The organism is Shewanella sp. SG41-4, from assembly GCF_014164505.1.
GTDB lineage: Bacteria > Pseudomonadota > Gammaproteobacteria > Enterobacterales > Shewanellaceae > Shewanella.
In genome coordinates this window covers 1-24,321 of sequence record NZ_JACJFI010000042.1, presented here as the reverse complement: position 1 = coordinate 24,321, position 24,321 = coordinate 1, and the positions used below count along the sequence as shown (strand labels likewise).

Sequence of the window (24,321 nt, the reverse complement as noted above, 5' to 3'; positions counted from 1 at the left end):
GCGTTTTTATGATTGTTGACTCTGCATTAGCCATTAGCCCATACTTGTAGTTAACCCATATTAGTCGTTAACTAACCTAAACTTGGGATAATAAACACCTTTCAAACTGCCCCTATCTTTCTAACTTTATCTTGCTAACTTTATTGAATTAACTTGCAATAGGTTTAACTAAAAGAAATAACGACTGGATAGTTGCCATTGCTGTTCGACTAAATCAATAGGTTCATTAAGGTAAGCTCTGGCGGGTCGAGTAGAGTCGATACGATTGTATTCAAATTGAATAAACCATGGCCTGCTAAGTTGATATTGATAAGCAAGCGTAAACGAGTGACCGTCTTCGTTATTATCATCATCGAGTGTTGTATCATTGTCGGTAACTGAAAAATCCTCAAGTCGTAGATTAATACGATGCTGAGACCAACGCTTACTGAGTAAAACATAGCCCGATTGAAAATCATTATCGACCACTGGAAAACCTTCAGTATTAGTCATTAAGGTAGTTCCCTGCATAAATTGACTAATTAAACTGACACCAAAAGGCAAACGCCATTTTGCCCCAATATGACCAAACTGGGTCAACCACACATATTGACCTTCTTTAACAATACGCGTATTGGCGTTATTATCATAATATCCCGCTTGAACACTGCCTTTATTACGCCAAGTCCACTTAGCAAGTACATGCCCGCCGATGCGATTATCAAGTTCAGTAAACGGATCTGAGTTAGCGGCTTGCGCCTCTAACATACCGCCATTTTCCATTGCCGGGATGGCAGCTATAGGCAAGGTTTGTTGCACTAATGTTTGTCTTGAGGTTTGAGTCCAGCCGTGCCAAGCCAGCATAGCGCCGGTGGTATCGTTAAACATAAAGGCTTCTGCAGTTAACGAAAAATCATGCTCTGATTGACGATATTTCCCTAATGACTCAACCGTTGTCGACAAGCCAATATGCCTAACTTCTTCGGCCAGCCAACTATTCATGGTTGAATAATTTAAGCTGAAAGGTGATGCCCACGCTGTAGCGACATTTTCTAACGATATTTGCGGATACATCAAGCCAAGCTGAACATCAAAACGAATGCCTAACTCACTTGGTATATCTCGATAACGTACAATGGCTTCAGTGATACCCAATCCATTATTGATACCATCAACATATCCATTCGCCACAATACGACTAGACCAAGCATCACCCCATTGGCTGTGATAACTTAACCCTAATTGTGATAAAGCTAACTGCGCGCCATTATCAACACCAAATTTGCCCAATCCACCATCCAAATATGAATCGATGCTATCGGCATAACCGACACGCACATCTATCACACCACTGAAATGCTGCTCAAAATCTGTATCACCAATGACGTCATGATCAATAGCATCGGCATAAACACTGCTGCTTACACAAAGTAAGCAGCACACTATCCTTGTAAGTAAGCAGCAAATAATCAATTCTCCTACAGATAATCAGATTGTGCTAACCAGTCATTAAACTGCTGCTCTGGCAATGGTCGCGACAAGTAAAAGCCTTGGCCCATTTCACAATTAAGCTTGGTTAACCATTCTAAAGTAGCCTTGTCTTCAATACCTTCAGCAACGACTTTAAGGCCCAAATTATGGGCTAATTGCAATGTCGACTGTACAATAATTTGGTCAGCTTCATTTTCAAGTAACTTTAGCACGAAAGACTTATCAATTTTTAGTTCATCAACCGGCAGTTGTTTTAATTGTGCCAATGATGAATAGCCAGTGCCATAGTCATCTATTGATAACGTGAGTCCATTGTTACGCAGCAAGGTGAGTTGCTTTACCGCAAGTTCTGGGTCTGACACCACTGCATCTTCAGTTATTTCTAACGTCATCGCGGCAACAGGTACATTATGCTCAGCGAGCGCATTAATTACCCAGTGGCAAAATTGCTCATCTTTTAAATTTTCAGCTGAAATATTTACCGCTATACACATATCAATGCCCAGTAATTGCCAACGATGATATTGAGCCATCGCTTCGGTAATAACCCAACGGGTCAACGCGTCCATTTGCATGGTCTTTTCAGCGATGGGAATAAACGTATCCGGTGGAATAATGCCTCTAATAGGATGCATCCAACGAACCAATGCCTCCACATGAGTAATTTTTTGTTTGGCTAAGTTTAATTTTGGTTGGTAATACAGCACTAACTGATTTTGCTCAATCGCCACTTTAAGCTCATTAATAAGTTGAAAACGTTCAATGCTATTTTTATCAATATTGGCATCGTAGATTTGATAATCACGCTTATTTATTTTAGCGTGCTGCAAAGCAGTGTCAGCTTGTCTTAGCAGAGTAACAATATCTGCGTTTGGCTGATAAAAACTGACACCAGCAGTAAACTGCAAATGTAACATTACATCTTGATAATGATAATCTTGGCCAATCTGCTCTTGGAGCTTTTTGAGAAGCACATCAAACGAATTATGCTCACAATGCTTAAATGCTAAAACGAATTCATCACCCGACAATCGATAAGCTAATGCATCGGGATTAACCTCACATAAACGCTTAGCGACTTCTTTAATCACTTCATCACCCACAGCGTGACCTAAAGTGACATTAATTTCAGTCATACGGCGAATATTAATTAAACACAGACCCATGGTTGACCCCGACACTAACCAAGGTTCAATCATGCGCTGTAATTCATTACGATTACCTAAATTGGTCAATGGGTCATGATAGGCTTGATGAGCAATGGCTTTTTCTCGTTGTAAAATGGCTTGCTGCATCGAAGTAAATTCATTGGCTAACTGTTGTAGTTCAATACTGGAGTCGACACTCACATGAGAATCATAATTACCTTGTGCGATAAAACGTGCTTGGGTAATTAACTGTGTGATCGGTCGAGTGATAGAGCCCGATATCCAAAAAGCCAACAACAATGATACCGGCAGCATCATGACTAACACCGAGACTTGTTGTAACCACTGCGACTCTATTGATGCCAATAAATCAGAGCGTGATTTATACATATAAGCATGTAGAGACTGGCCATCAACTTCGCCTAAAAACTGCTTCCAAAGTATATAATCGTGATTGGTTTTCTCTTCGATGATATAACGCGACAATAGTGAGGTTTCATCATCTGGCAATGACAAACCAGAGTGACCTACCTCAGTGACCTTACTCTCGGCTGTTAACATAAAGCCGCTGTTTAAACCGGTAAGTTTATGCAAAGAATTAGCTAAGGTATCATCGATCAGAAACCCAAAACCCACCCAACCGATAACACTATTGCCGCCACTAGTCAGTGGAGAGAATTTAATTTGATACAGTTTATTATCTAATAAATAGAATGGACTCAGCGCTTCAAATTCAGAACCTAACTGATACCGAAACGCCTCATTTTGCTCCGAGCCCAAAGCAACGACTTCACGACCTAACTCGCCTTGCGAACTCACCAACTGGCCAATAACCTTACCTTCAGCAGACACCGCCATGGCTAAAGATGCATTAATACGGCTGCGATGATTATTTAACGCCACTAGAAAACTACGATTATCGCCATCAATGAAAATATCTTTTAAGCCAAAGTCCTTGGCTGCCGTCGCGGCAAATGCCGCCAAATAATAGTTTCGGTTATCATATTGCGACTCAAATACTAAACTCGCTACTTCAAGTTGATTGGCCACATACTGTTGTTCTAACCTTTGATTAGCTTGATACGTTAACCAAAAAGACAAACTCAGTACGGCAATGATGAGCAATACAAAAAAAGCAAAAATCCGAGTTTGCAACCGATTGAAAAATAGCAATACTAGTATCCTTCTAAAAATTCAAATTCATCTAAACTTTGCTGGCTGGGAATATTATCAAACTCAGCCAGTAAGGTAATAGTAATTGTATTTTCACTGGGCAAATGAACTGGTTCCGCTTGTTGGTTATCAGGCATTTTTAACTGTGGATGCCACACCACCAGCTTGAATTCATCAGCAGGCAAATGCTCAAATGTCACTCGTCCCTCTGCATTGGTCACCGCATAAAATGGGGTGTCGACCACCAATAAATGCCCAGACATCCAGTCATGAACATTGCAGCCCATAGACACATGCCCGGTTTGCTCAAATCTCAATATTTGCTGTTCTTGTTGATGACGAAGTTTAAATGAAAAACGTTTCGGCCCTAATGCTGAAAAAATATGATGAGTAATATCATCTTCATTCACAAAAGCCACATCATTGCCTTTTTGTACAACAGTAATATAAGGAGAAAACTGCTTATCTTTTTGATGAACTTCAGCTTTTTGTGGGGCAACGGCGGTAACAATATTGGCAGGATTGGAAGGAAGTAAATATACCACCATGTTTTGTGCTGGCAAGCCTTGGGCGTTCAACACCACAATACTCTGAGGTGCAGCCGTCACGGCAGAAATGCTAAATAATACACTGCTTAAGGTAAGCGCTATAACAACGCGCGCAGAGGTAATGATCATTGATACTCCTAATGATGTTTGCCTAATGACACAATAAAGCACAGGGAAAAGGGGTATGACAACACATACCCAATACTATTCACGGATAGCTAATCGTGTAATGCTACTAACTCAAGTGGTGAGCGACGACATATTGAAGTCAATACACTCAAACCACAATTTAACAACTCAGTAACAGACCAGATACCTTAGTACTTTATTACAAGCTAATCAAAAATATATCAACGATCTCCTCATCTATAATAAAGCCGTAAGCGCTAGATTTTATATTGACTCAAAATCGCTGCTAAACCTTTAGACGATTGATTCAAATCTTTGGCTAATACACCAGCTTGTTTAGAAGTACTACGAATAGTATCTGATTGCTGACGAATTTGATTCAGTTGCGAGGCGATATCTCTTGCCGACATACTTTGTTGTTCAGCTGATGCGGCTATTTGGCTACTCATGTCAAACACAGCATTAATAGACTCAGCCATGTGACTTATATCATCACCGACCGCTTTAATGCTCTCACTCCCTTGGTCTGCTTCAGCAACAATCACATTGGTAATACTGGTCAGTTTTTTAGATCCTTGTTGCAATCCTTCAATCATCTTTTGAATTTCTATGGTCGCTTGTTGAGTCCGTCCCGCGAGGGTACGAACTTCATCCGCCACGACAGCAAAGCCACGACCTTGCTCCCCGGCACGCGCCGCTTCAATGGCAGCATTTAGTGCCAATAAATTGGTTTGTTCAGAAATACTATCAATGGTGGTAACAGCAGCATTAATTTGGGTAGCATCACGGGAAAGTTGCTCTACAGATGAAAACGCTTCAGCGATACGCTCAGATAAATAACTAATACGTTTAACTGCGTCGTTGATCTTACTTTGGCTTTGATCCATTTGTGTTGCATTTTGCTTAGTATTTAATGACGTATCACTTGCGTGATGTGACACATCGGCAATAGCCGCCGTCATTTGCTCCATGGCGTGCGCCACCGAGTCTAAAAAGTGATGTTGTTGATCAATGAGATCATCATTGGTACTTGCTTGATGATTAAACTCATTAGCGGCAACAGCCAAGGTTTCAGCATTACTGCGGATAGCACCGACCATTTCACTCATGTTATCAGCGCAGCGGTCGATATCTTTGGCGATTAAACTGAAGTCGTCGGTACCAAAAAAGTTTAATCTCATGGTTAAATTACCGTCAGCTAGACGCTTAATTGCCATGTACATTTCCCATAAACCTCCCCCTAATGAGGTTGAGATCCAGTAACTCAACTGAAATAAGGGTAATAAACCAACCAACGCTATGATTAACATAAAATTCATTTGGCTTAACGGCTCTTGTTCCCACTGCTGAACGTTTTGACTCACCGTTAAAAACTGATTGCCCACACTCGCCGATGCAGTGACGACATCGCCACTGCGTAACGTATTATCGCGTCCAGATAACTGCAATTGATTATTTTGGGCAAATTGCTCAAGAACATCGCCCTCCAGACCTTGGTTATTGGCAACGACGGCAAAACTGTCAACACTCGCTTTAACTCGCTCAATTGAGGCTTGTTCAATTAAGACTTGAGTTTGTTGGTAATTCATTAGTGCGACAATACTGGTGATCAATGCAACAAGTGAACAAACTACCCAAAATTTTCCATTAAGGCTGAATTTAATCAAGATTGCATCGATTTTTCTAAACTGGATTTGCTTCATACAAGCTTCCTAAGGCAATTTGCCATTATCTCAAAGTGAGAACAAAACGACATAAACGAACAGCACCCAAACAAACGTTAATCAATATTATAGAAGAGTCTGGTTATTCCGATTCACTTACTATTCAATAACCGACATTTTTAAAATTTTTGTTTTAATACGATAACAATGCCTAAGTGCGAATACACTTAGGCATTTGGTCTTATTTATTATCGGCTTAAGATAATAGAACTTAAGTGCCATTGCTCACGAAAATGGCTAGAACGATAAAAATTTATTAAGCGGTAAATCACGATATCGGATCCCCGTGGCCGCAAAAATAGCATTGGTTAAACTTGGCGCTACAGGTGGTACACCTGGCTCACCAACCCCCGCAGGTTTTGCCGTAGACTCAATAATATAAGTGTCAATATCTGGGCATTGCGGTAAACGCAATAATGGATAATCATGAAAGTTAGATTGTTCAACCTTGCCATCTTTAAAGCTGATTTCACCTATGGTGGCTAAACTTAGCCCGAAAATGATAGCGCCTTCTAGTTGCGATTTAACTCGATCAGGGTTCACCACTCTACCCGCATCTATCACCGCGATGGATTTCAATACTTTAAGCTGCTTATCCACCACTTCAACGAGTGTCGCTACCGCAACATAGCTAACAAAACTACGATGGACAGCCATACCCCAGCCTTGGTTTTTAGCTGCTTTAGGCGCATCTGCCATTGCTGCTTCTAGCTTATCTAACACTTTATGATAACGGCCTACATCAACGGGATGATCCGCTAATTCCTCACCGTAATTACCATAAGTAAAACCTTGATTTTCAAACGGCTCAATTCGAGACTGACCTAATAAATCACGCCACATTTGCACACAGGGTTTGTTAGCATTTACCGCTATTTCGTCGACAAAACTGCCAATACCAAAAGCATGTTGAATATTACAGACTGATCGCATCCAACCTATACGAGTATGCGCAGGAGCTTTAACGGCTTCAAGTTGGATGTTTTTAAGGGCTAACGGTACATCGCTAAAACCTAAATCAAGTTCGCCGGCTGAAGGATATTCAACACCTTCAGCAAAAGTTGAACTGATTGAAGGGAAGCCTGTACGCGCTAACAATGCTGTCGGCATTTTATTGTTGTCTAATGCAACTTGATACATCTGTGCACTGATCGCATGGTAATAACCGTTTTGAATTTCGTCTTCTCGACTCCAGCAGACTTTTACTGGTTTATTGAATTTTTGCGATAAAATAGCGGCTTCAACACTAAAGTCTGGCTTAGATTTACGTCCAAAACCACCACCCAACAAGGTAACATTAACCGTAACTTGTTCTTCTTTGAGCCCTAACGCACCCGCCACGTTTTGCTGGGTACTTTGTGGTGTTTGGGTCGAAGCCCATAATTCACAACCATCAGCCGTCACACTGGCCGTAGCTACTGGCGGCTCCATCATTGCGTGAGTTAAATATGGAACGGTATAAACGGCCTTAACCGTAGAAGCCTGTGGCCAATCAGTAACAGGCTCACCTAATTGGCGCATTACTTTACCCGGTTGGTTAACTCGCTCAACCAAGCCTTGCAAATATGTCTTTGAATCATGGCTATCATTAGCCGATTTAGACCAAGTAATGGTTAACTCTTTACGTGCTTCAATGGCACTCCAACTGTTTGTTGCAATCACTGCAACCCCACCTAGGGCCTGAAATAATGGCGCACCTTTAGGTACTGGCAAGATTATAATATCAACCACACCGGCAATCTTACGGGCTTTGGCATCATCAACGCTAACCACATCACTGCCTAACACAGGTGGGCGAGAGATGCTGGCATACAACATTCCATCGAGTTTAATGTCATAGCCGTATATTGCTTTGCCCGTTAGCATCGCGTCCATGTCAACAATGGTGTGAGATTGGCCAATATGAGTAAATTCACTTTCGGGTTTGAGCACCACCGAATCTAACTCTGGCATAGGTAATGTTGCTGCAACTAACGCTAATTCACCATAAGCAAGACTCTTTTTACTGCCTTTGTGATGGACTTTATGGGCTTTCGCGTACACTTCTGTCACCGGAACTTGCCATATTTGAGCAGCGGCTTGTTCAAGCATGGTTCTGGCTGTCGCGCCCATTTGGCGCATACGATGATAATGTTTACGGATACTGCGGCTACCATCGGTATTTTGGCTACCATAACGTTTATCTGCTAACCCTTGAACCACCACAACCTTATCCCAATCAGCCTCTAATTCATCAGCTAAAATTTGCGGTATGCCGGTTCGGATCCCTTGTCCCATCTCAGAGCGATGACAAGTCAAATACACCTTATTATCTTCACCAATAGCGACAAACAGGTTCATCATTGATTGCTTGTCTTGCGCTAAGGCCATTGGGCTCCAACTTAAGCCTGTTGCACCCAACGCTAATCCACCACCTACTGCGCCAAATAACTTTAATACGTTACGACGACTAATATTTTCAACTGCTGTGAATGTGGTCATGATTACGCCTCCGAAGCCGATTTAATCGCGGCTTTTATCCGTGGATAAGTCCCGCAACGACAAATATTACCTGACATGGCATTGGCTATTTGGGTTTCAGTAGGTTTAGGCGTAGAGGTTAATAACGCAGCAGCAGACATTAATTGCCCCGCCTGACAATAACCACATTGCGGCACATTATGTTCTAACCAAGCTTGCTTTAATGTTTCAGCCTCAAGGCCTTCAATAGTGGTAACTTGTTTGCCTTGTACTTGCTTTAAACTGGTTAAACACCCGCGCATAGGACTACCGTCAACGTGAATAGTGCATGCTCCACAGAGCCCTGCGCCACAACCAAACTTGGTCCCCGTTAGGCCTAATATGTCACGCAATGCCCATAGCACCGGCATATTAGGGTCGGCATCAAGGGTAAAGTCTTTTCCATTCACCATCAATTTTTGTGTTGGGGTTGTCATAATTATTCCTTATTATCTAACCAACGAGCTAAGTCAGCAGGTGTATCAATATCAAATTGCGCTTGTTCCATTGGGATAATGTTCAAGCTATTATTTTTATCATGTTGTTTTAAAATGCCTTTTGCACCTTTATCGCCATCAATCGACATCAAAATATTAATATCTTCAGCAATAAAAATAGCTGGAACACCCACATTTTGCAGGTAAAAAGAACAGGTTGTTAAGTTATTACGAAGGTACGCTTGTATCAGTTGCAAATAATCACCGCTTTGCAAAGCCACTTGGTCGGCTAACACGATTAACAGTGCATCTGCTTGTTGGCTTTGAGCATATCGTCCTGCAAGTTTTACCGAACTCGACAAACCTAGGTGCCAATCATCATTGAAGAGCCGAGAATGGTCCGCAGTTATCGCCAATATTTCATCAGTTTGATGTGCTCCTAACACCACCACTGCTGGGGGTATCCCCGCTGCGGTGGTGACGTGGTCGAGAGTCTGCAGGCAATGTTCAAGTAAGCTTAGCTCGCCTTGTACTTTGGCGACAATTTTAGCGCCGTTAAAACGACTACTTGCGCCAGCGGCTAAAATTACAGTCACAATTTTGGGCATCATAAAAGCATGTACTCTAAGTGTTTATGACAGCATCACCGTATCAAGGCTGGTTAACTGACTTTGATACAGCACTCCATGGCATTGGGACAATATACTGAGTGCAACCGAACCAGGCAACTCGCCACCTAACGCTAACCCTGCTGGTGCCGAAAAATAGCCACTAAAGTCGTCGACACTGAGTTCAGCTATGCCCAACACTTTATCACGACGATGCGTAGGCCCTAATAACGAGATATAGGCCAACGGTATGGTTTGGAGTACCTGTAATGTTTGCGCATCAATGTGTAAATTATGACTCATCACAAAAGCGGCATCTAAACTAGCCAAAAGTGTTGTTGACACATCTGCTGTCGGTTTTTTAATGATCTGACATCCGGGGAAATCATAAGTACGAGCATAAGCCGCACGCTCATCAAACACACTGACTTTCCAACCAAGAGTTTGCGCCATTTGTGCAATAGGTTGCGCGTCTAATCCGCCACCAAAAATGCCAATGTGTACTGGTGGCCTAATTGGAATATGCAAAACAGTATTATCTTGAACGACCATGGTGCGGGTTTTGCTATTGAGGCTAATAGGTGCTGATAGATCAGGGTCTTGCTCGACAAAGTGACCGCTTAATTTATGGCCCGGCGTGCCATCTGCAACAACATCAATTTGATACACTCCAGCATGACCACGCATTAAGGCATCATGGACACTCACCAAACCAAGATAATTGTTCGATTTATTTAACGACACCATCATGATATTGACGATACCGCCACAGCCCAGCTGATAACTGGTATCAGACTCATCGGTTGCGTCATAGGTTAGCTGAATAACTTGCTGAGTTTGAATCGCACGTTGCGCGTGACGACGCAAATCCGCCTCAAGACAACCACCACTTAGCATCCCTAGGCTTTTACCCATTGGATGAAATAGCATTATGGCGCCAGGTTTGCGGTAAGAAGACCCTTGCACTTGGGTAAGAACGGCGAGTACCCAGTCTTCTTGATAAGAAGGTAACCAGGTATCGAGTAAATCAACGAGGTGTTGAACCATGTAGGCTGTCCATCATTTGTAAACGCATTATCTTAAGCTAACAGACTGCGTTTACAATGCAAAGAATCAATAGTTTCAACTTATTAATAAATAACCTCAATGACCAGATCAGATAACAAATTGTTAATCAAATAACTGATCGGCAACAAAAGGATTGTTTTGACGCTCATCGGCAAAGGTCGACATGGGTCCATGCCCGGGAATAAAACTCACATCATTCCCTAATGGCCACAATTTGGTGGTAATAGAGTGAAGTAAATCTTGATGATTAGATTGCGGGAAGTCCGTGCGACCAATTGATCCCCTAAAAAGCACATCGCCCACCCAGGCTAACTTGGCCGCGGCATCATAAAAAACGATGTGTCCTGGCGTATGCCCAGGACAATGTAACACTTGTAATCGCTGCTCTCCGACACTCACCACATCGTCTTCATTTAGGTATTGTGTTGGCTCAAAGGCTTCTGTTCGTGGAAAACCAAAATTTTGACTTTGCTTAACCAAGTTTTCTAACCAAAATTTATCCGCAACGTGTGGACCAATGATGGGGACTGCTAATTTTTTGGCTAATTCAGCTGCGCCACCGACATGATCAATATGGCCATGGGTTAATAATATTTGTTCAACACTTAAGCCTAACTTTGACACCTCAGCTAAAATTCGATCAATGTTTCCACCAGGATCAACAACCGCAGCCTTTAAGGTCTTTTCACACCAAATAACACTACAATTTTGCTGAAAAGGCGTTACGGGGATGATTTGATACTTCATCGACAACCTCGTCCTTTATAATCATTCGGTTAATTATCAGTTAATTTTACCTAGGCAGATTTGATCTAGATACCTATTTAATGTGATTTCCATCGAGTTACCGATTGTTAATCATTAAGATGGCTCATAAAATAGTTCCATTCGCGCCTATATAGGCGCCCAAACACGATACTAATCGCATCTCCTAGATGAGCCTATAACATCAAAAATCAGCATCGGCACATCAAGGTTTAATTAAATGTTGTATCCCATTTATCATCACTGAATAGGCATTATATGCACACAGAACTCACCTTAGCAGACATTGTTGCTCGTAAGCACTTTTTCTCTGTGCCGTTAGACTATCAACAAAGTCCAAGTAAACAGATTACGATTTTCGCCCGGGAAATTGTCAGCATTGAGAACCAACATAAAAACTTGCCTTATTTAGTGTTCTTCCAAGGCGGGCCTGGGTTTGGAGCTGTCAGACCGATTAGCAATAACGGTTGGATAAAACGTGCGTTAACGGAATATAGAGTGTTATTACTCGATCAACGGGGAACTGGGCTATCAAGTCCTGTCAATGCCACCAGCTTAAGTTACATGAATGCCACAGACCAAGCCGATTACTTAAGTTTTTTTCGCGCCGATAACATCATCCGCGATGCTGAATACATTAGAGCCAAACTATCACCAGACCAACCTTGGAGTATTTTAGGCCAAAGTTTTGGTGGGTTTTGTGTGCTGCACTATTTGTCTGCTGCGCCAGAAGGCCTAAAAGAGGCATACATTACCGGTGGTATTCCTTCACTAGACCGCCCTGCCGAAGAGGTTTACCAAGCAACTTATGAACGTGTCATCGCTAAAAACAATGACTTTTTTAAGCGCTTTAGCGATGCACGCACCTTAGTCGATGACTTAGCTAAATACCTTTACGAAAACAAAGTCTACTTAGCAACAGGCGAGCAACTCACGGTTGAAATGTTGCAGTTACTCGGCATTAATATCGGTATGGAACAAGGCCCAGAATCGGTTTACTATCTGCTTGAGCAAGCGTTAATTGAAACACCGCATGGTATCGACGTTAATCCACTGTTTCTACATCAGTTCAGTCAATTTCTCGACTACAACACCAACCCTATTTTTGCATTAATGCATGAGTCTATTTATTGTCAGCAACAAGCATCAGCTTGGGCCGCACACAGAGTAAGAGCACAGTACAGCCAATTTAACTATCGCCCTGACAAACCATTATTGTTCACTGGCGAAATGGTCTATCCGTGGATGTTTGCCCAATTTGAACAACTCATTCCACTGCAACAAGCCGCTGAGCTTATCGCAGCGAAAAAAGACTGGCCTGCGTTATATGACCTAGAAAAACTGGCGAATAATAAAGTCCCAGTTGCAGCCGCAATATACAGCGAAGATATGTTTGTCGAAATGCAATACAGTTTAGAAACCACTAAAAAAGTGGCTAACCTTAAGTACTGGCTCACATCAGAATATGAGCACAATGGCATTCGTATGGACGGCGAACGCGTACTCGATAAATTGATAAGCCTCAATCGTGGCCACTGTTTGCGCTAATGACTCAACACTGGTCAACGTGTTCAGCTTCAATAACATAAAAAAGGGGCATAAGATTAATCTTATACCCCTTTCTATCAACATCAGCCGCGTAAATAGCGGCTCGTTAATTATAAAACCTGTAACACTTGATCAATGTTTAAACGAGATTTTGGTAACTTGGCGTTGTAGTCTTCATCTGAATGATGATAACCAAATGCTAATGCAACTTCACACACATAACCGTCCAGTTCTTTAGCAAATATTTGACCTAGCATTTCACTATCAACACCTTCCATTGGCGTAGAGTCGATACCAAGACGCGCTAGCGTATGCATAGTGTTACCTAATGCTAAATAGGTTTGTGACTTAGTCCAAGCCGCATTATTACCCGCTTCATCAGTGTTTAAATCTACAAATGCGTACCCACCAAATGCAGCTTCGCGATCTTCAGGCTTAGTACGGCCATCAATAATGCCTTGATCTACCACTTTGGCATAATCTTCACGGGTATACTTAGGGTTATATGCAAACAATATAGTATGTGAAGCCGTTTTAGCATGCGGTTGATTAAACTGAAACTTATTAGCATAGGAGTCATGTAAACGTTGCTTGGCTTCGTCACTTTCAATCACGATAAATTTCCATGGTTGAGAGTTAATTGATGACGGCGATAACACCATAGCGTCATAAATCACGGCTAAATCTTCTTTAGGCACGCGTTTAGTCGCATCGTAGCGCTTGGCGGTGTAACGTTTTTCTAAATCAGCAATAATGGCATTGGTCATGTGATATCTCGATGTTAACAATCATTAAAAATACTGGCAGTTAACGACATTGATTAATACTGTTGATTAATATCATCGATTAACTAACCTTGCTACTCACAACTATTGGTCGTAAATAACATCTAAAATTCAAACTAAACACAAAAAAGCAAAATAATAATTAACAATAAATACAATTAGTTAACAACGCAGTTTATTCTGCATTCTGTTTATCTTGTTATGGTGCTTAAAAACAATTTTTCAAGGTTTATAGCTCACTAAATTTATTGCCAACTGAACGGGCTTATCGCCATTTAATAGAGCAACCCATGCTGGCTGTTTGTTGTTTAGGCCCTTTGCCTATTGCAGCAATCATTTGCATCGCTTGTAGTAGTTCAGGTTTTCTGTTCGGCGCATCTTGCAAACGCGTATCATCTAAGCGTCCACGATATTGCAATTCGCCGAGGTGATTAAAACCAAAAAAGTCAGGGGTGCACACTGCACCATATTGCTTCGCCACTTGCTGATCTTCGTCCACTAAGTAAGCAAATCCAAAACCATGTAGCTTGGAAAAATGCAGCATATTTTGTGGTGAGTCAGCCTCAACATCATGATAATTATTAGACATGACCGCTAACACATTGACGCCTTGATCCATTAATTGCTTTGTATCCGCGGCTAAACGCGTCGCAATGGCTTTAACATAAGGACAATGATTACAAATAAACATAATCAATAAGCCCTTTTCACCTAAGTGCCCACTCATGGTAAAAGCATTACCATTGGCATCTTTCAATGTGAAATCAGGGGCTTTCCAGCCATAATCGCAAATGGGTGTATCAAGTAGCATCTGTATCCTTAAGCGTGTCGCTGTATATTTATAGCCCTATTACAGCTCAATTCACTCAATATTCAAGGTTATCTGCGTTAATGTTGTCATCATATACAAAAGTTTAGCTCCCATATACAGCGTAATAATTGAAACATTATCAATTATTATTTGAAAATAAACTCACAAACAAAAATAGCCAACCTAAGTTAGCTATTGAGAGACTCTTTAAACACGATGATATTAACGCTGAGAAACCACCGCCCGATAACCATCTTGGTTTTCATCTTTCACAAACTCAATATAATGCTGAATACTGTCTAGGTTATCTTCTTGATAATGCGATACATACAACAATTGACTTAAATGTTCTTTAGCAATGAGTTCAAGGGCATTTTTAATCAGTCGACGTCCTAAATAATCTAAACCTTGATAAGGTTCATCGAGGATCAATAAGGTAGGTTGTTTCACAATGGCGCGAGCAATGAGTAATAAGCGTTGTTGGCCATATTCTAATTGTCGAAAAGCGGTTTTACTTAAATGGCCCATGTGTAAAATGGCCAACCATTCTGTAGCAACAGATATTTGTTGTGCCGTCGGTTTTTGGTACAAACCAATAGAATCATAAAAGCCAGAAACAATCACATCCAGTGCACTGCAATTAACCCGGTATTGCAGATGTAATGCCGAAGACACCATACCGATGTGTTTTTTTATTTCCCAAATACTTTCGCCAGAACCTCTTTTATTACCAAAAATATCAATGTCATTACTGTAACATTGTGGATGGTCGCCAAAAATAAGCCCCAGTAAAGTACTCTTACCGCAGCCATTAGGTCCTTTTACTTGCCAATGCACACCATTATCGATACGCCAATTAACACCCGAAAAAATCACTTTATCGCTGTAAGCCACTCGTCCATTGTTTAACTGAAAAACCGGGTTAGCAAATAATGGCTTGTGTCTGTGACGACGAATAAGCGCCAACATATCATCACTTTGTTTACCCGCTTGCGCCGTTAACTGGGCAATAACAGGATGATTATCCCACTGTAATTTGGTCATCATGCTGTCTAATTTGCCATGACTAAACATAGCAACATGTTCAATCCAATCTGGCATATCCTCTTCACGCGACACCACGACCAGTATCTGTTTGGTTTGAGATAATTGTTGTAAATATTCTGTGAGAGTCTGTCTGTGCGCAACATCAAGACCTGCATATGGCTCGTCGAGCACTAAAAATGGCACTTGGGTTGCCACAGCACGAGCAAGCATTACTCTGCGGCCTTCACCAGTAGACAATTGAGCAAAAGGACTTAAGCTTAAATGCGTTAAATCTAATTGCTGCAGCAATTGATGGGTTAAGTCATTGTCATGGCATTGATTAAAAACAACCCCAAACACGGTCGATTTAGGATCGGTATATCCCAGTGATTCGCTGTCATCTTGCTCTAAAATAGCTTCAAGTAGTGATTGCTGTTCAAGTAATGACACTAATGCCACATTAGCTGGCGTGACACCAATAATATCACCACTATACATTAAGGTTTGCGCATCAACTTGCTGGGTTAGTAACTGGCCAAGCAATGCACCCACATCACCTTCGGTGCTAAATACACCCCAAGATTGTTGTGGCTCAATAACCCAATCATCAATATCGACAGTGACACTCGATGAACTGCACTGCAACTGCGTAAATCTGATTTCCATCTTGCCACTTATCCTTGTATTTAAAGCGATTCATCACTTGAGTGTCTCATAAGATGCTAAAAAAAATCGACAAAAAAGCAGAACATTTTATGTTCTGCTTTTGGATATCACTCAATTGAATGGCTAACTTGAATAAAACTAGCCGACAACGGTCATTTCGTTCAAAACAAACTCAACAACAGCGCCTTCTGTAGCGGCCACATAATCAGCTAAATGCTGATTGCCCATATGAGCTTGCCATAATTCACGGCTCTGCCAGTTCTCATAAAACATAAAGTGTGCTGGGTTTGCATTATCTTGATGTAAATCGTAGTTAATACACCCTTCTTCAGCACGTGTGACTTCAATGAGCTTCAGCAACTCAGTTTTCACTAATTCAATTTTGTCCGCTTTGGCTTTAATATTGGCTACAATCGTTAAATGTGACATGTTGATTCCTGTTCGATAATATAAGTATATGACATTATTCAATAATACAATTAAAGGTATTAAAACCCTTCTAACACAATTTTACCAATCGCACGGCCTGCTTCTAACGCCTCATGTGCAGCACGAAGGTTTGCAGCATTTATTGCGCCCATGTGCTGGCCTAACGTAGTTTGAATAAAACCTTGGTCAACAAGATCGGCCACTCGATTAAGTAAACGTCCCTGTTCATCCATATCGACTGCGTTAAACATCGAACGAGCAAACATAAACTCCCAATGTAATGACAAACTTTTTAGCTTTAATTTAGTCACATCAAGCGCAACAGGATCGTCAATCATCGCAATTTTACCAAACGGCGCTAATAACTCAGTGTAACTGTCAAAATAAGTATCGGTACTGTTTAGGCTCGCAACGTGAGTCACTGGGCCAATGTTTAAAGCCGCTATTTGCGCAGCAAGCGGTTTAGTGTGGTCGACAACATAGTCCGCACCCAATTTCTTAACCCACTCGCTTGAGCTTGCACGTGATGCGGTACCAATAATAGTTGCACCAGTAATGGCTTTAGCCAATTGTACAAATATAGAACCCACACCACCGGCAGCGCCAACAACCAAAATAACTTCGTTTGATTTCTCTATCGCGCCAGGGCTTTGCTGCTTAATCGATAAATGCTCAAACAACAATTCCCATGCTGTTATCGCCGTTAATGGTAGTGCTGCAGCTTCTGCATTCGACAAGCTTTTAGGCTTCATGCCCACTAAGCGTTCATCAACTAACTGATATTCAGCGTTACTTCCTGTGCGAGTAATATCACCCGCATAGTAAACCACATCACCCGGTTTAAATTGGCTTACCTTGTCACCCGTTGCAATGACTTCACCAACCGCGTCCCAACCAATCACTTTAACTTCACCGTCTGCAGGTGGCATGTTTAAGCGCACTTTATAATCAGCAGGGTTAACAGCGATAGCATTAACTTTAATCAATAAATCACGACCTGTTGCAATTGGTTGATCCAATGTCAAATCGATTAAAGATTCTGGGTTCGAAATTTCAAGAGACTGTTTATATCCAATAGCTTTCATAAGACTCTTCCTGTGATATATAAAATAAGGTTGCTCAAACTTGATGAAGCTATATTAGCGCTTGTTTTATCCTCTATAAACAGCATAATGATTGAAACATTATCAAATAAAAATGGATAATCATGCTTCTTGAAGACTTACACGTGGTACTAAAAGTTGCTGAGTTTCGCAGTATCACAGCCGCGGCAACTAACTTAGACATGCGCACCGCAACCGCCAGTGCAGCACTAAAGCGAGTAGAAGCTAACTTAGGCGTAGAGTTATTTATTCGCACCACCCGGCAACTTCGTTTATCGAGCGCTGGCGAAAAGTACATTCCGCAGTGTGAGCAAGCCATGTTAATGCTGGAACAAGCAAAGCAAAACATGAAAGGTGAGCTGGACATTATTGATGGTGACTTACGCTTAGCCATATCATCGGATCTGGGGCGTAATATTGTCATCCCTTGGCTTGATGAATTTATGGATACTCATTCAAAAGTGAGTTTGAGAGTCAGCATTAGTGATACCAACGTTGACTTTTATCGCGACGTTGTCGATTTAGCTTTACGTTATGGTTCACCTAATGATGCTAATTTATACGGCTTTAAAATTTGTAATGTGCCAAGGTTAATTTGTGCATCACAAGCTTACCTTGATAAATTTGGCACCCCAACACATCCACAAGAGTTGGCAGAACATAATGCCCTGTTATATCAATTACAAAACTTAACCCACGACATCTGGGAGTTCACCCAAACTGACAACAATATTAAAGTAAAAGTATCCGGTAACCGGGTTGCCAATGATGCAGACTTAGTTAGACGTTGGTGCGTTAATGGCAAAGGAATATCAGCCAAGTCATGCTTAGACATGTCACATGACTTACTGACCAATAACCTGGTGAGGATAATGGCGGACTATCCCGTTAAATCCACTGAACTCTGGTTAGTATTTCCTAGCAGACAATCTATTACCCCCGCAGCGCGATTACTGCGTGACATGCTTAAAGATAAAACTCGCAGTATTTTGTTGCAGCTAATCGATAAAGGGATCTTAGATAAAAGCGTGTTAGATTGATAAGACTAACGATGACATCTTATTCATCATTATTCCGATAATCTTATTCAATTCTGGCCTACGGCATTAACGTTTTAACGTTCGCTAACTCCAGCGTTGGAAAAGCAAAAGACTATCGCGTCACGACGTGCCAGATGACATAAAACCAAGATAAAAAACCATGAAAAATTGCCCATAAAACAGACTTGTTTACACTCCATGAAATAGCGATAGATAACGCTGTTCCAAAGGTTATTCCATATTTCGCTATTTCATTCCTTGAATCTTTCATTAATCCTATTCCTTGTTTTATTTTATTCAGTATAAAATCATAATTCAATTTGATAGTGATAATACACGGAACTGCGGCAAGTCAGTGTCTAAGCCTGCCTGCGAGCAAATAATATTTTTGTTATGTTGTTATACGCCAACATACCCCTAAAAACCGATTAATTCAAAAAAGTGCTTTTTCTAAAGCGTTTAACTCTTTTTCACACTCTAACTTTTTTCACACTCACATTCATTATCACAATCAAATTCTTTATCACAATCAAATTCTTCGCAACCTTCATACCCCTTTGCTTTTGTATCGGTGATACCTGAAGCGCCAAAAACAAGTAGCGGCTGCCATAAATTAAGCCTAATGTGTTGCTTTATCACCCCAAATTTCATTTAATCTTTTGTCTCTGCCGCAGTTCCAGCGGTAAGCATTGTATCTAATAGGGTTATTTTTATAGTAATCCTGATGATAACTTTCATCGCCTTTTATAGGATAAAATGTAGACGCATTTAAAATAGGCGTGACAACTTTACTATTAGGAAATTGCTTTTCAACCTTGCTTTTTGACTGTTGTGCAATTTGTCGTTCGGTGTCGTTTGCCACAAAAATGGCACTTAAATAGCTAGAACCTTTATCGCAAAACTGTCCGCTTGCATCAAAAGGGTCAATGTTGACCCAGTAATGTTCTAACAGCTCTGTATAGCTCACTTTGCTAGGATCGTATGTTATTTCAACCGCTTCAAAATGCCCTCGATGGTTACCGTTATAGACAGGGTCTTTGATGTTTCCGCCAGTAAACCCAGAGATCACATCGGTTACGCCATCAAGTTTCTCAAAATCTGACTCCATACACCAAAAGCATCCGCCAGCTAAAATGGCTTTATCTGCGGTGGCATTGGTTGCATAAGACAATAAACTTGCTGCAAATATCGTTAACACTAGTGTACTTCTCATAACACTCTCCTTTATTTTCCTAGGTTATTAGTATGTTTATCTCTAAATATCTACTATATGAACTTAATGGTTTAAAAGTTAACTCACATTTACAAAGTTCCTAATTGTGACTTAACACAGCTATTTCCCCAAAATACCTAGGCTGTAATGCAAGTAACCCTTGCCAATTTAGCTTTTCGCTTTAGCCTTCTTTTTATACGATTTCTTAAAGCTGCGTTTTGGTGCGCTACTGGCAACACCTTGTAATGCTGATGGTAACTGGCTCGATGCTTGGGTAATTAGGCCATCTAACTGACTCAGTAATGGCTGCATAAAAGCATCATACTTTAAACGTTTTTGGCTGATCGCATCGAGGCTGTTTTCCCATAATGCGGTCATGTCGGGTGTGGTTGCTGATTCGGGTAAGCTGCGGATTAAGCCAACACCCACAGGCGTGGCCAGTATCGACTTACCTTGGCGAATTAAATAACCACGCTTAAACAGCAATTCAATAATTCCAGCTCGTGTGGCCTCTGTACCTAAGCCATCGGTTTCTTTAAGGATTTTTTTAATCTCACTGTTTGTTACGTAACGGCTAATGCCGGTCATTGCACCTAATAAAGTGGCATCGGTAAAATGCTTCGGCGCTTGGGTCATTTTCTGTAATAATTCACCACGCTGACAATGCAATATTTGCCCTTTAACCAGTGCCGGTAACGACTGTACCGCATCATCATTGTCGTCATCGCTACTAGTTGAATTAGAACTAGCTTGATTTGCTGTTGCTGCCCGTTTAAACAGTTGTTTCCAGCCTAAGCTTTTGTCTTGACGCGCTTTAGTGGTAAACAAGCCCCCAGCAATGGTCACTTCAACGGCGGTTTCTGCATAAATATAAGCGGGATAAAACTGGGCTAAATATTGCCTCGCCACGTGTTGATATAACTTTGCTTCATTGCTTGATAATGCCGATAAGTTAGCCACCTTTTCGGTTGGCACTATCGCATGGTGAGCATCGACCTTACTGTCGTCCCATGCTTTCGATTTAAGTTTGCTATTAGGAGACTCACAACCTTCAATTAAGCCTGAAGCGCCTTTGAGCACGGCGTCCAACACTTTTGGTGCCAAAGCATGCTGCTCTTTAGGTAAATAGCGACTGTCGGAGCGCGGATAAGTAATCAATTTGTGGCGCTCATACAAACTTTGGCAAGTATCCAGTACCTCTTTCGCCGATAGCCCAAAACGTTTAGCTGCATCTATTTGCAATGCAGATAAGCTGTAAGGTAATGGTGGGTTTTGGCGCTTATCTTTAGCTTCAACTTTAGTGACTTCTGCTGGTTTTCCATTAATACGGGCAACGACATTTTCGGCTAAGCCTTTAGCTAATACTCGGCCGTCTTCATCCATATAAGGCTGACATGCTTCGCTAGGTTGCCATTTAGCGGTAAATGCTTGTTGTTGATCGGTAAGTAAATGCGCTAAGACTTCATAAAAAGCTTTAGGTTTAAAATCGGCAATCTCATCATCGCGACGGACAACGAGTCCCAACAAAGGAGTTTGAACACGGCCGACTGACAATACGCCTTGGTAACCCACTTTACGACCTTGAATCGTATAGGCTCTGGTCATATTCATGCCATATAACCAATCTGCACGGCTGCGGGCCAGTGCAGAGGTCGATAATGGAATAAACTCTCGGTTACTGCGTAGTTGCCCTAAAGCACGTTTTACCGCTTGTGGGTTTAAGTCACTGATTAACAAACGTTGAACTTGACTGAGTTTATCTCCTTTCACACCCAAATAAGAAATCACTTCATCGACCAGCAGCTGCCCTTCACGGTCTGGATCGCCAGCATTAATGATCGATGACGCTTGCTTAACCAATTTACGTAACACCGTAAGTTGGCTGCGCGTTTTAGGTTTGGGCTGTAGTTTCCACGTTTGTGGCACTATGGGAAGGTGTTCAAGTTTCCATGACTTAAATGCATCGTCATAGGCGTCCGGTTCGGCTTGCTCAAGCAAATGGCCAATACACCATGACACGCAATCACCATTGGCAGCTGTGATAAAACCGTCACCTTTTTTATGTGGCTTTGGCAAAACATCGGCAATAGCACGACCTAGACTGGGTTTTTCAGCAATATATAAAATCATAATCCACTGTTGGGTCGCTAGCGTTCAATAAGACCAAACGAACTGCGCCACTTAACTGTATAAATTTACAGTATAGATTAGCCTTAAATACGCCAAGCTGCAAATACGAAATAATTAACCACTGAGTGACTTAAATCATTACAATGCGCAGGTTCACTTCCAAACGCGATAAATAGATGAAACTCGGCCACCGCTTAGCACATATCAACATGATGATCCCCAATGGTTACACTCACATTTGGGATTGTTGTTGCGACCATGGATTACTCGGTGCAGCGTTACTAGACAGACATGCGGCCACGATCCATTTTGTCGACATTGTGCCTGCATTAATGCAGCAGTTAACCGCCAAGCTCGAACGTTTTTACCCACAGCAAAACCCACCAAAATGGCAGGTACATTGTGTTGATGTGTCAGCGATCCCTTTGGATCAAGATGAGCATACACCCTTAGTGATTATTGCCGGAGTGGGTGGAGATTTGATGATCGAGTTTGTTAACTCACTTTGCCAACAATATTCTGATCGCAGTATCGATTTTTTATTGTGTCCAGTTCACCATCAATATGAGTTACGCCAACAACTTATCAAGCTTGATTGTGAATTAATTGACGAAAAACTGATTGAAGAAAACCGTCGTTTCTATGAAATTATCTACGTAACGCGTAGCAATTCATCATCACAAATAAATAGCGATAGTACTACGGCTAAAATTAGCGCTGTAGGCACTAAATTTTGGCAATGTAACAATGACCAAGAGCGCGATATTGCTAAGCGATATTTAAACAAAGTGCTGACTCACTATCAAAAAATAAACCTATCGAACCCACAAAAAGCTTCGCAAACGTTACAAGATTATCTAGCAATTAAAGCACTGATATAGCATCTACAACGGACATTCTCCGACGAGTGCGCTACAACTTTAAAAGCTGGATCCCGGCTCAAAAGCGTTACCGGGATGACGGTGCAGACAATATTGCTCGATGATAGTATTTGAAAGTGAGGCCTTAAGCACAATGCACTTATGATCGATGTTTGTCGTTTTTGATCGCTTGATCTCTATATCTATCGCTTGTTACCGCTTGATATCGATTTTTACCGCTCTTATAGCCTCTAGCCGCGAAGCGACCTAGTATCGAGGCATTTTCGCAGCATTCGTTTGTCATCGCTTGATATCAATCTTTATCGCTTGTCATCGAGTTTTTCAAGCAGACATAAAAAAACCAGCATTTTCATGCTGGTTTTTATCACTCATAAACAGTGGTTAACTTATGGATGGCACTCGTTGTGCATTTCTAAGTTAGTGCCAATGTCTTTTGAGCGATTGGCTTTGGCATCATCGTTACGTAATTGCGTTAAATGATCCAAGTAAGCTTGGTCAACGTCGTTGGTAATATAATGACCGTCGAATACTGATGTTTCGAAACGCTTAATCTCTGGATTTTCCATTCTTACTGCTTCAATTAAGTCGCTTAAGTCTTGGAAAATAATGCCATCGGCACCAATTAATTTTGCAATTTCATCTGCATCACGACCATGAGCAATAAGCTCATTAGACGTTGGCATATCAATACCATACACATTCGGAAAACGGATTTCCGGTGCTGCTGAAGCAAAGTATACTTTCTTTGCTCCGGCTTCACGCGCCATTTCAATGATCTGTTCAGACGTAGTACCACGAACAATCGAATCATCAACCAATAATACGTTTTTACCTTTGAACTCGGTATTAATCGCATTCAGTTTACGACGTACTGATTTTTTACGCTCTAACTGACCAGGCATAATAAACGTACGACCAATATAACGATTTTTCACAAAACCCTGGCGGTACGGTAAATCCATGCAACGTGCGATTTCTAATGCGATATCACAAGAAGTTTCAGGAATAGGAATAACAACATCAATGTCGTGATCTTCCCATTCTTTCTTAATTTTTTCGCCTAACTTAGCGCCCATGTTTACACGGCTCGCATAAACAGACACTTTATCAATGCTCGAAT

At 41.4% G+C, this 24,321-nt stretch carries 20 protein-coding genes; 3 read left to right on the top strand and 17 right to left on the bottom strand.

From position 1 onward, the window contains the following. Window positions 1–168: 168 nt before the first annotated feature. The 9 genes from H5202_RS06470 to H5202_RS06430 form a co-directional block, all read right to left on the bottom strand. Window positions 169–1,422: a hypothetical protein gene (locus H5202_RS06470; RefSeq protein ID WP_182771347.1), complete on the bottom strand. Its 1,254-nt coding sequence runs from the start codon at window positions 1,420–1,422 to the stop codon at window positions 169–171. Between the two features lie 35 nt (window positions 1,423–1,457). Further along, on the bottom strand, window positions 1,458–3,791 hold the full coding sequence (locus H5202_RS06465) for an EAL domain-containing protein (protein ID WP_182771346.1): 2,334 nt from the start codon (window positions 3,789–3,791) through the stop codon (window positions 1,458–1,460). 2 nt (window positions 3,792–3,793) lie between these two features. Further along, window positions 3,794–4,468: a hypothetical protein gene (locus tag H5202_RS06460; protein WP_259397209.1), complete on the bottom strand. Its 675-nt coding sequence runs from the start codon at window positions 4,466–4,468 to the stop codon at window positions 3,794–3,796. A 257-nt stretch (window positions 4,469–4,725) separates the two neighbouring features. Continuing rightward, the gene (locus tag H5202_RS06455; RefSeq protein ID WP_182771345.1) at window positions 4,726–6,171 is read right to left on the bottom strand and encodes a methyl-accepting chemotaxis protein; all 1,446 of its coding nucleotides are present in this window, start codon (window positions 6,169–6,171) and stop codon (window positions 4,726–4,728) included. Window positions 6,172–6,429: 258 nt separating this feature from the next. Continuing rightward, window positions 6,430–8,673, bottom strand: coding sequence for a xanthine dehydrogenase family protein molybdopterin-binding subunit (locus H5202_RS06450; protein ID WP_182771344.1), 2,244 nt, complete (start codon window positions 8,671–8,673; stop codon window positions 6,430–6,432). A 2-nt stretch (window positions 8,674–8,675) separates the two neighbouring features. Then, the gene (locus H5202_RS06445; RefSeq protein WP_182771343.1) at window positions 8,676–9,128 is read right to left on the bottom strand and encodes a (2Fe-2S)-binding protein; all 453 of its coding nucleotides are present in this window, start codon (window positions 9,126–9,128) and stop codon (window positions 8,676–8,678) included. Window positions 9,129–9,130: 2 nt separating this feature from the next. Continuing rightward, window positions 9,131–9,739 (bottom strand): nucleotidyltransferase family protein, encoded by a 609-nt coding sequence (locus tag H5202_RS06440; RefSeq protein WP_182771342.1) that lies wholly within the window; start codon window positions 9,737–9,739, stop codon window positions 9,131–9,133. A 21-nt stretch (window positions 9,740–9,760) separates the two neighbouring features. Continuing rightward, a complete protein-coding gene (locus H5202_RS06435; protein ID WP_182771341.1) occupies window positions 9,761–10,783 on the bottom strand; it encodes an XdhC family protein in 1,023 nt (340 codons plus the stop codon). Between the two features lie 123 nt (window positions 10,784–10,906). Next, window positions 10,907–11,551 carry an MBL fold metallo-hydrolase gene (locus H5202_RS06430; protein WP_182771340.1) on the bottom strand — a complete coding sequence of 215 codons (645 nt, stop codon included), beginning with the start codon at window positions 11,549–11,551 and terminating at the stop codon, window positions 10,907–10,909. Window positions 11,552–11,827: 276 nt separating this feature from the next. Here H5202_RS06430 and H5202_RS06425 point away from each other — a divergent pair, with 276 nt between their 5' ends. Next, complete coding sequence (locus tag H5202_RS06425) at window positions 11,828–13,117, top strand: alpha/beta fold hydrolase (protein WP_182771339.1); 1,290 nt, start codon at window positions 11,828–11,830, stop codon at window positions 13,115–13,117. A gap of 110 nt (window positions 13,118–13,227) precedes the next feature. Here H5202_RS06425 and H5202_RS06420 read toward each other — a convergent pair whose 3' ends face one another. The 5 genes from H5202_RS06420 to H5202_RS06400 all read right to left on the bottom strand — a co-directional run bounded on the left by H5202_RS06420 (window position 13,228) and on the right by H5202_RS06400 (window position 17,919). Then, the gene (locus H5202_RS06420) at window positions 13,228–13,884 is read right to left on the bottom strand and encodes a nitroreductase family protein (RefSeq protein ID WP_182771338.1); all 657 of its coding nucleotides are present in this window, start codon (window positions 13,882–13,884) and stop codon (window positions 13,228–13,230) included. A gap of 283 nt (window positions 13,885–14,167) precedes the next feature. Further along, on the bottom strand, window positions 14,168–14,713 hold the full coding sequence (locus H5202_RS06415; protein WP_182771337.1) for a thioredoxin family protein: 546 nt from the start codon (window positions 14,711–14,713) through the stop codon (window positions 14,168–14,170). A gap of 222 nt (window positions 14,714–14,935) precedes the next feature. Continuing rightward, complete coding sequence (locus H5202_RS06410; protein ID WP_182771336.1) at window positions 14,936–16,405, bottom strand: ATP-binding cassette domain-containing protein; 1,470 nt, start codon at window positions 16,403–16,405, stop codon at window positions 14,936–14,938. Between the two features lie 138 nt (window positions 16,406–16,543). After that, the gene (locus H5202_RS06405) at window positions 16,544–16,834 is read right to left on the bottom strand and encodes a putative quinol monooxygenase (protein WP_182771335.1); all 291 of its coding nucleotides are present in this window, start codon (window positions 16,832–16,834) and stop codon (window positions 16,544–16,546) included. Window positions 16,835–16,893: 59 nt separating this feature from the next. Next, window positions 16,894–17,919: a zinc-binding alcohol dehydrogenase family protein gene (locus H5202_RS06400; RefSeq protein WP_182771334.1), complete on the bottom strand. Its 1,026-nt coding sequence runs from the start codon at window positions 17,917–17,919 to the stop codon at window positions 16,894–16,896. A gap of 122 nt (window positions 17,920–18,041) precedes the next feature. Here H5202_RS06400 and H5202_RS06395 point away from each other — a divergent pair, with 122 nt between their 5' ends. After that, window positions 18,042–18,977, top strand: a complete 936-nt coding sequence (locus H5202_RS06395) for a LysR family transcriptional regulator (protein WP_182771333.1) — start codon at window positions 18,042–18,044, stop codon at window positions 18,975–18,977. Between the two features lie 619 nt (window positions 18,978–19,596). On the opposite strand, the gene msrA is transcribed toward H5202_RS06395, so the two are convergent. Both msrA and H5202_RS06385 read right to left on the bottom strand, forming a co-directional pair. Next, a complete protein-coding gene (gene msrA / locus H5202_RS06390; protein WP_182771332.1) occupies window positions 19,597–20,190 on the bottom strand; it encodes a peptide-methionine (S)-S-oxide reductase MsrA in 594 nt (197 codons plus the stop codon). Between the two features lie 168 nt (window positions 20,191–20,358). Then, entirely contained in the window at window positions 20,359–22,320 is a 1,962-nt protein-coding gene (locus tag H5202_RS06385) for a DNA topoisomerase III (RefSeq protein ID WP_182771331.1), read from the bottom strand. A 176-nt stretch (window positions 22,321–22,496) separates the two neighbouring features. Here H5202_RS06385 and H5202_RS06380 point away from each other — a divergent pair, with 176 nt between their 5' ends. Beyond that, the gene (locus tag H5202_RS06380; protein WP_182771330.1) at window positions 22,497–23,201 is read left to right on the top strand and encodes a tRNA (adenine(22)-N(1))-methyltransferase; all 705 of its coding nucleotides are present in this window, start codon (window positions 22,497–22,499) and stop codon (window positions 23,199–23,201) included. A gap of 386 nt (window positions 23,202–23,587) precedes the next feature. Here H5202_RS06380 and H5202_RS06375 read toward each other — a convergent pair. After that, window positions 23,588–24,321, bottom strand: a 734-nt coding sequence (locus tag H5202_RS06375; RefSeq protein ID WP_259397208.1) for an amidophosphoribosyltransferase, incomplete at its 5' end; no start/stop codon positions are given.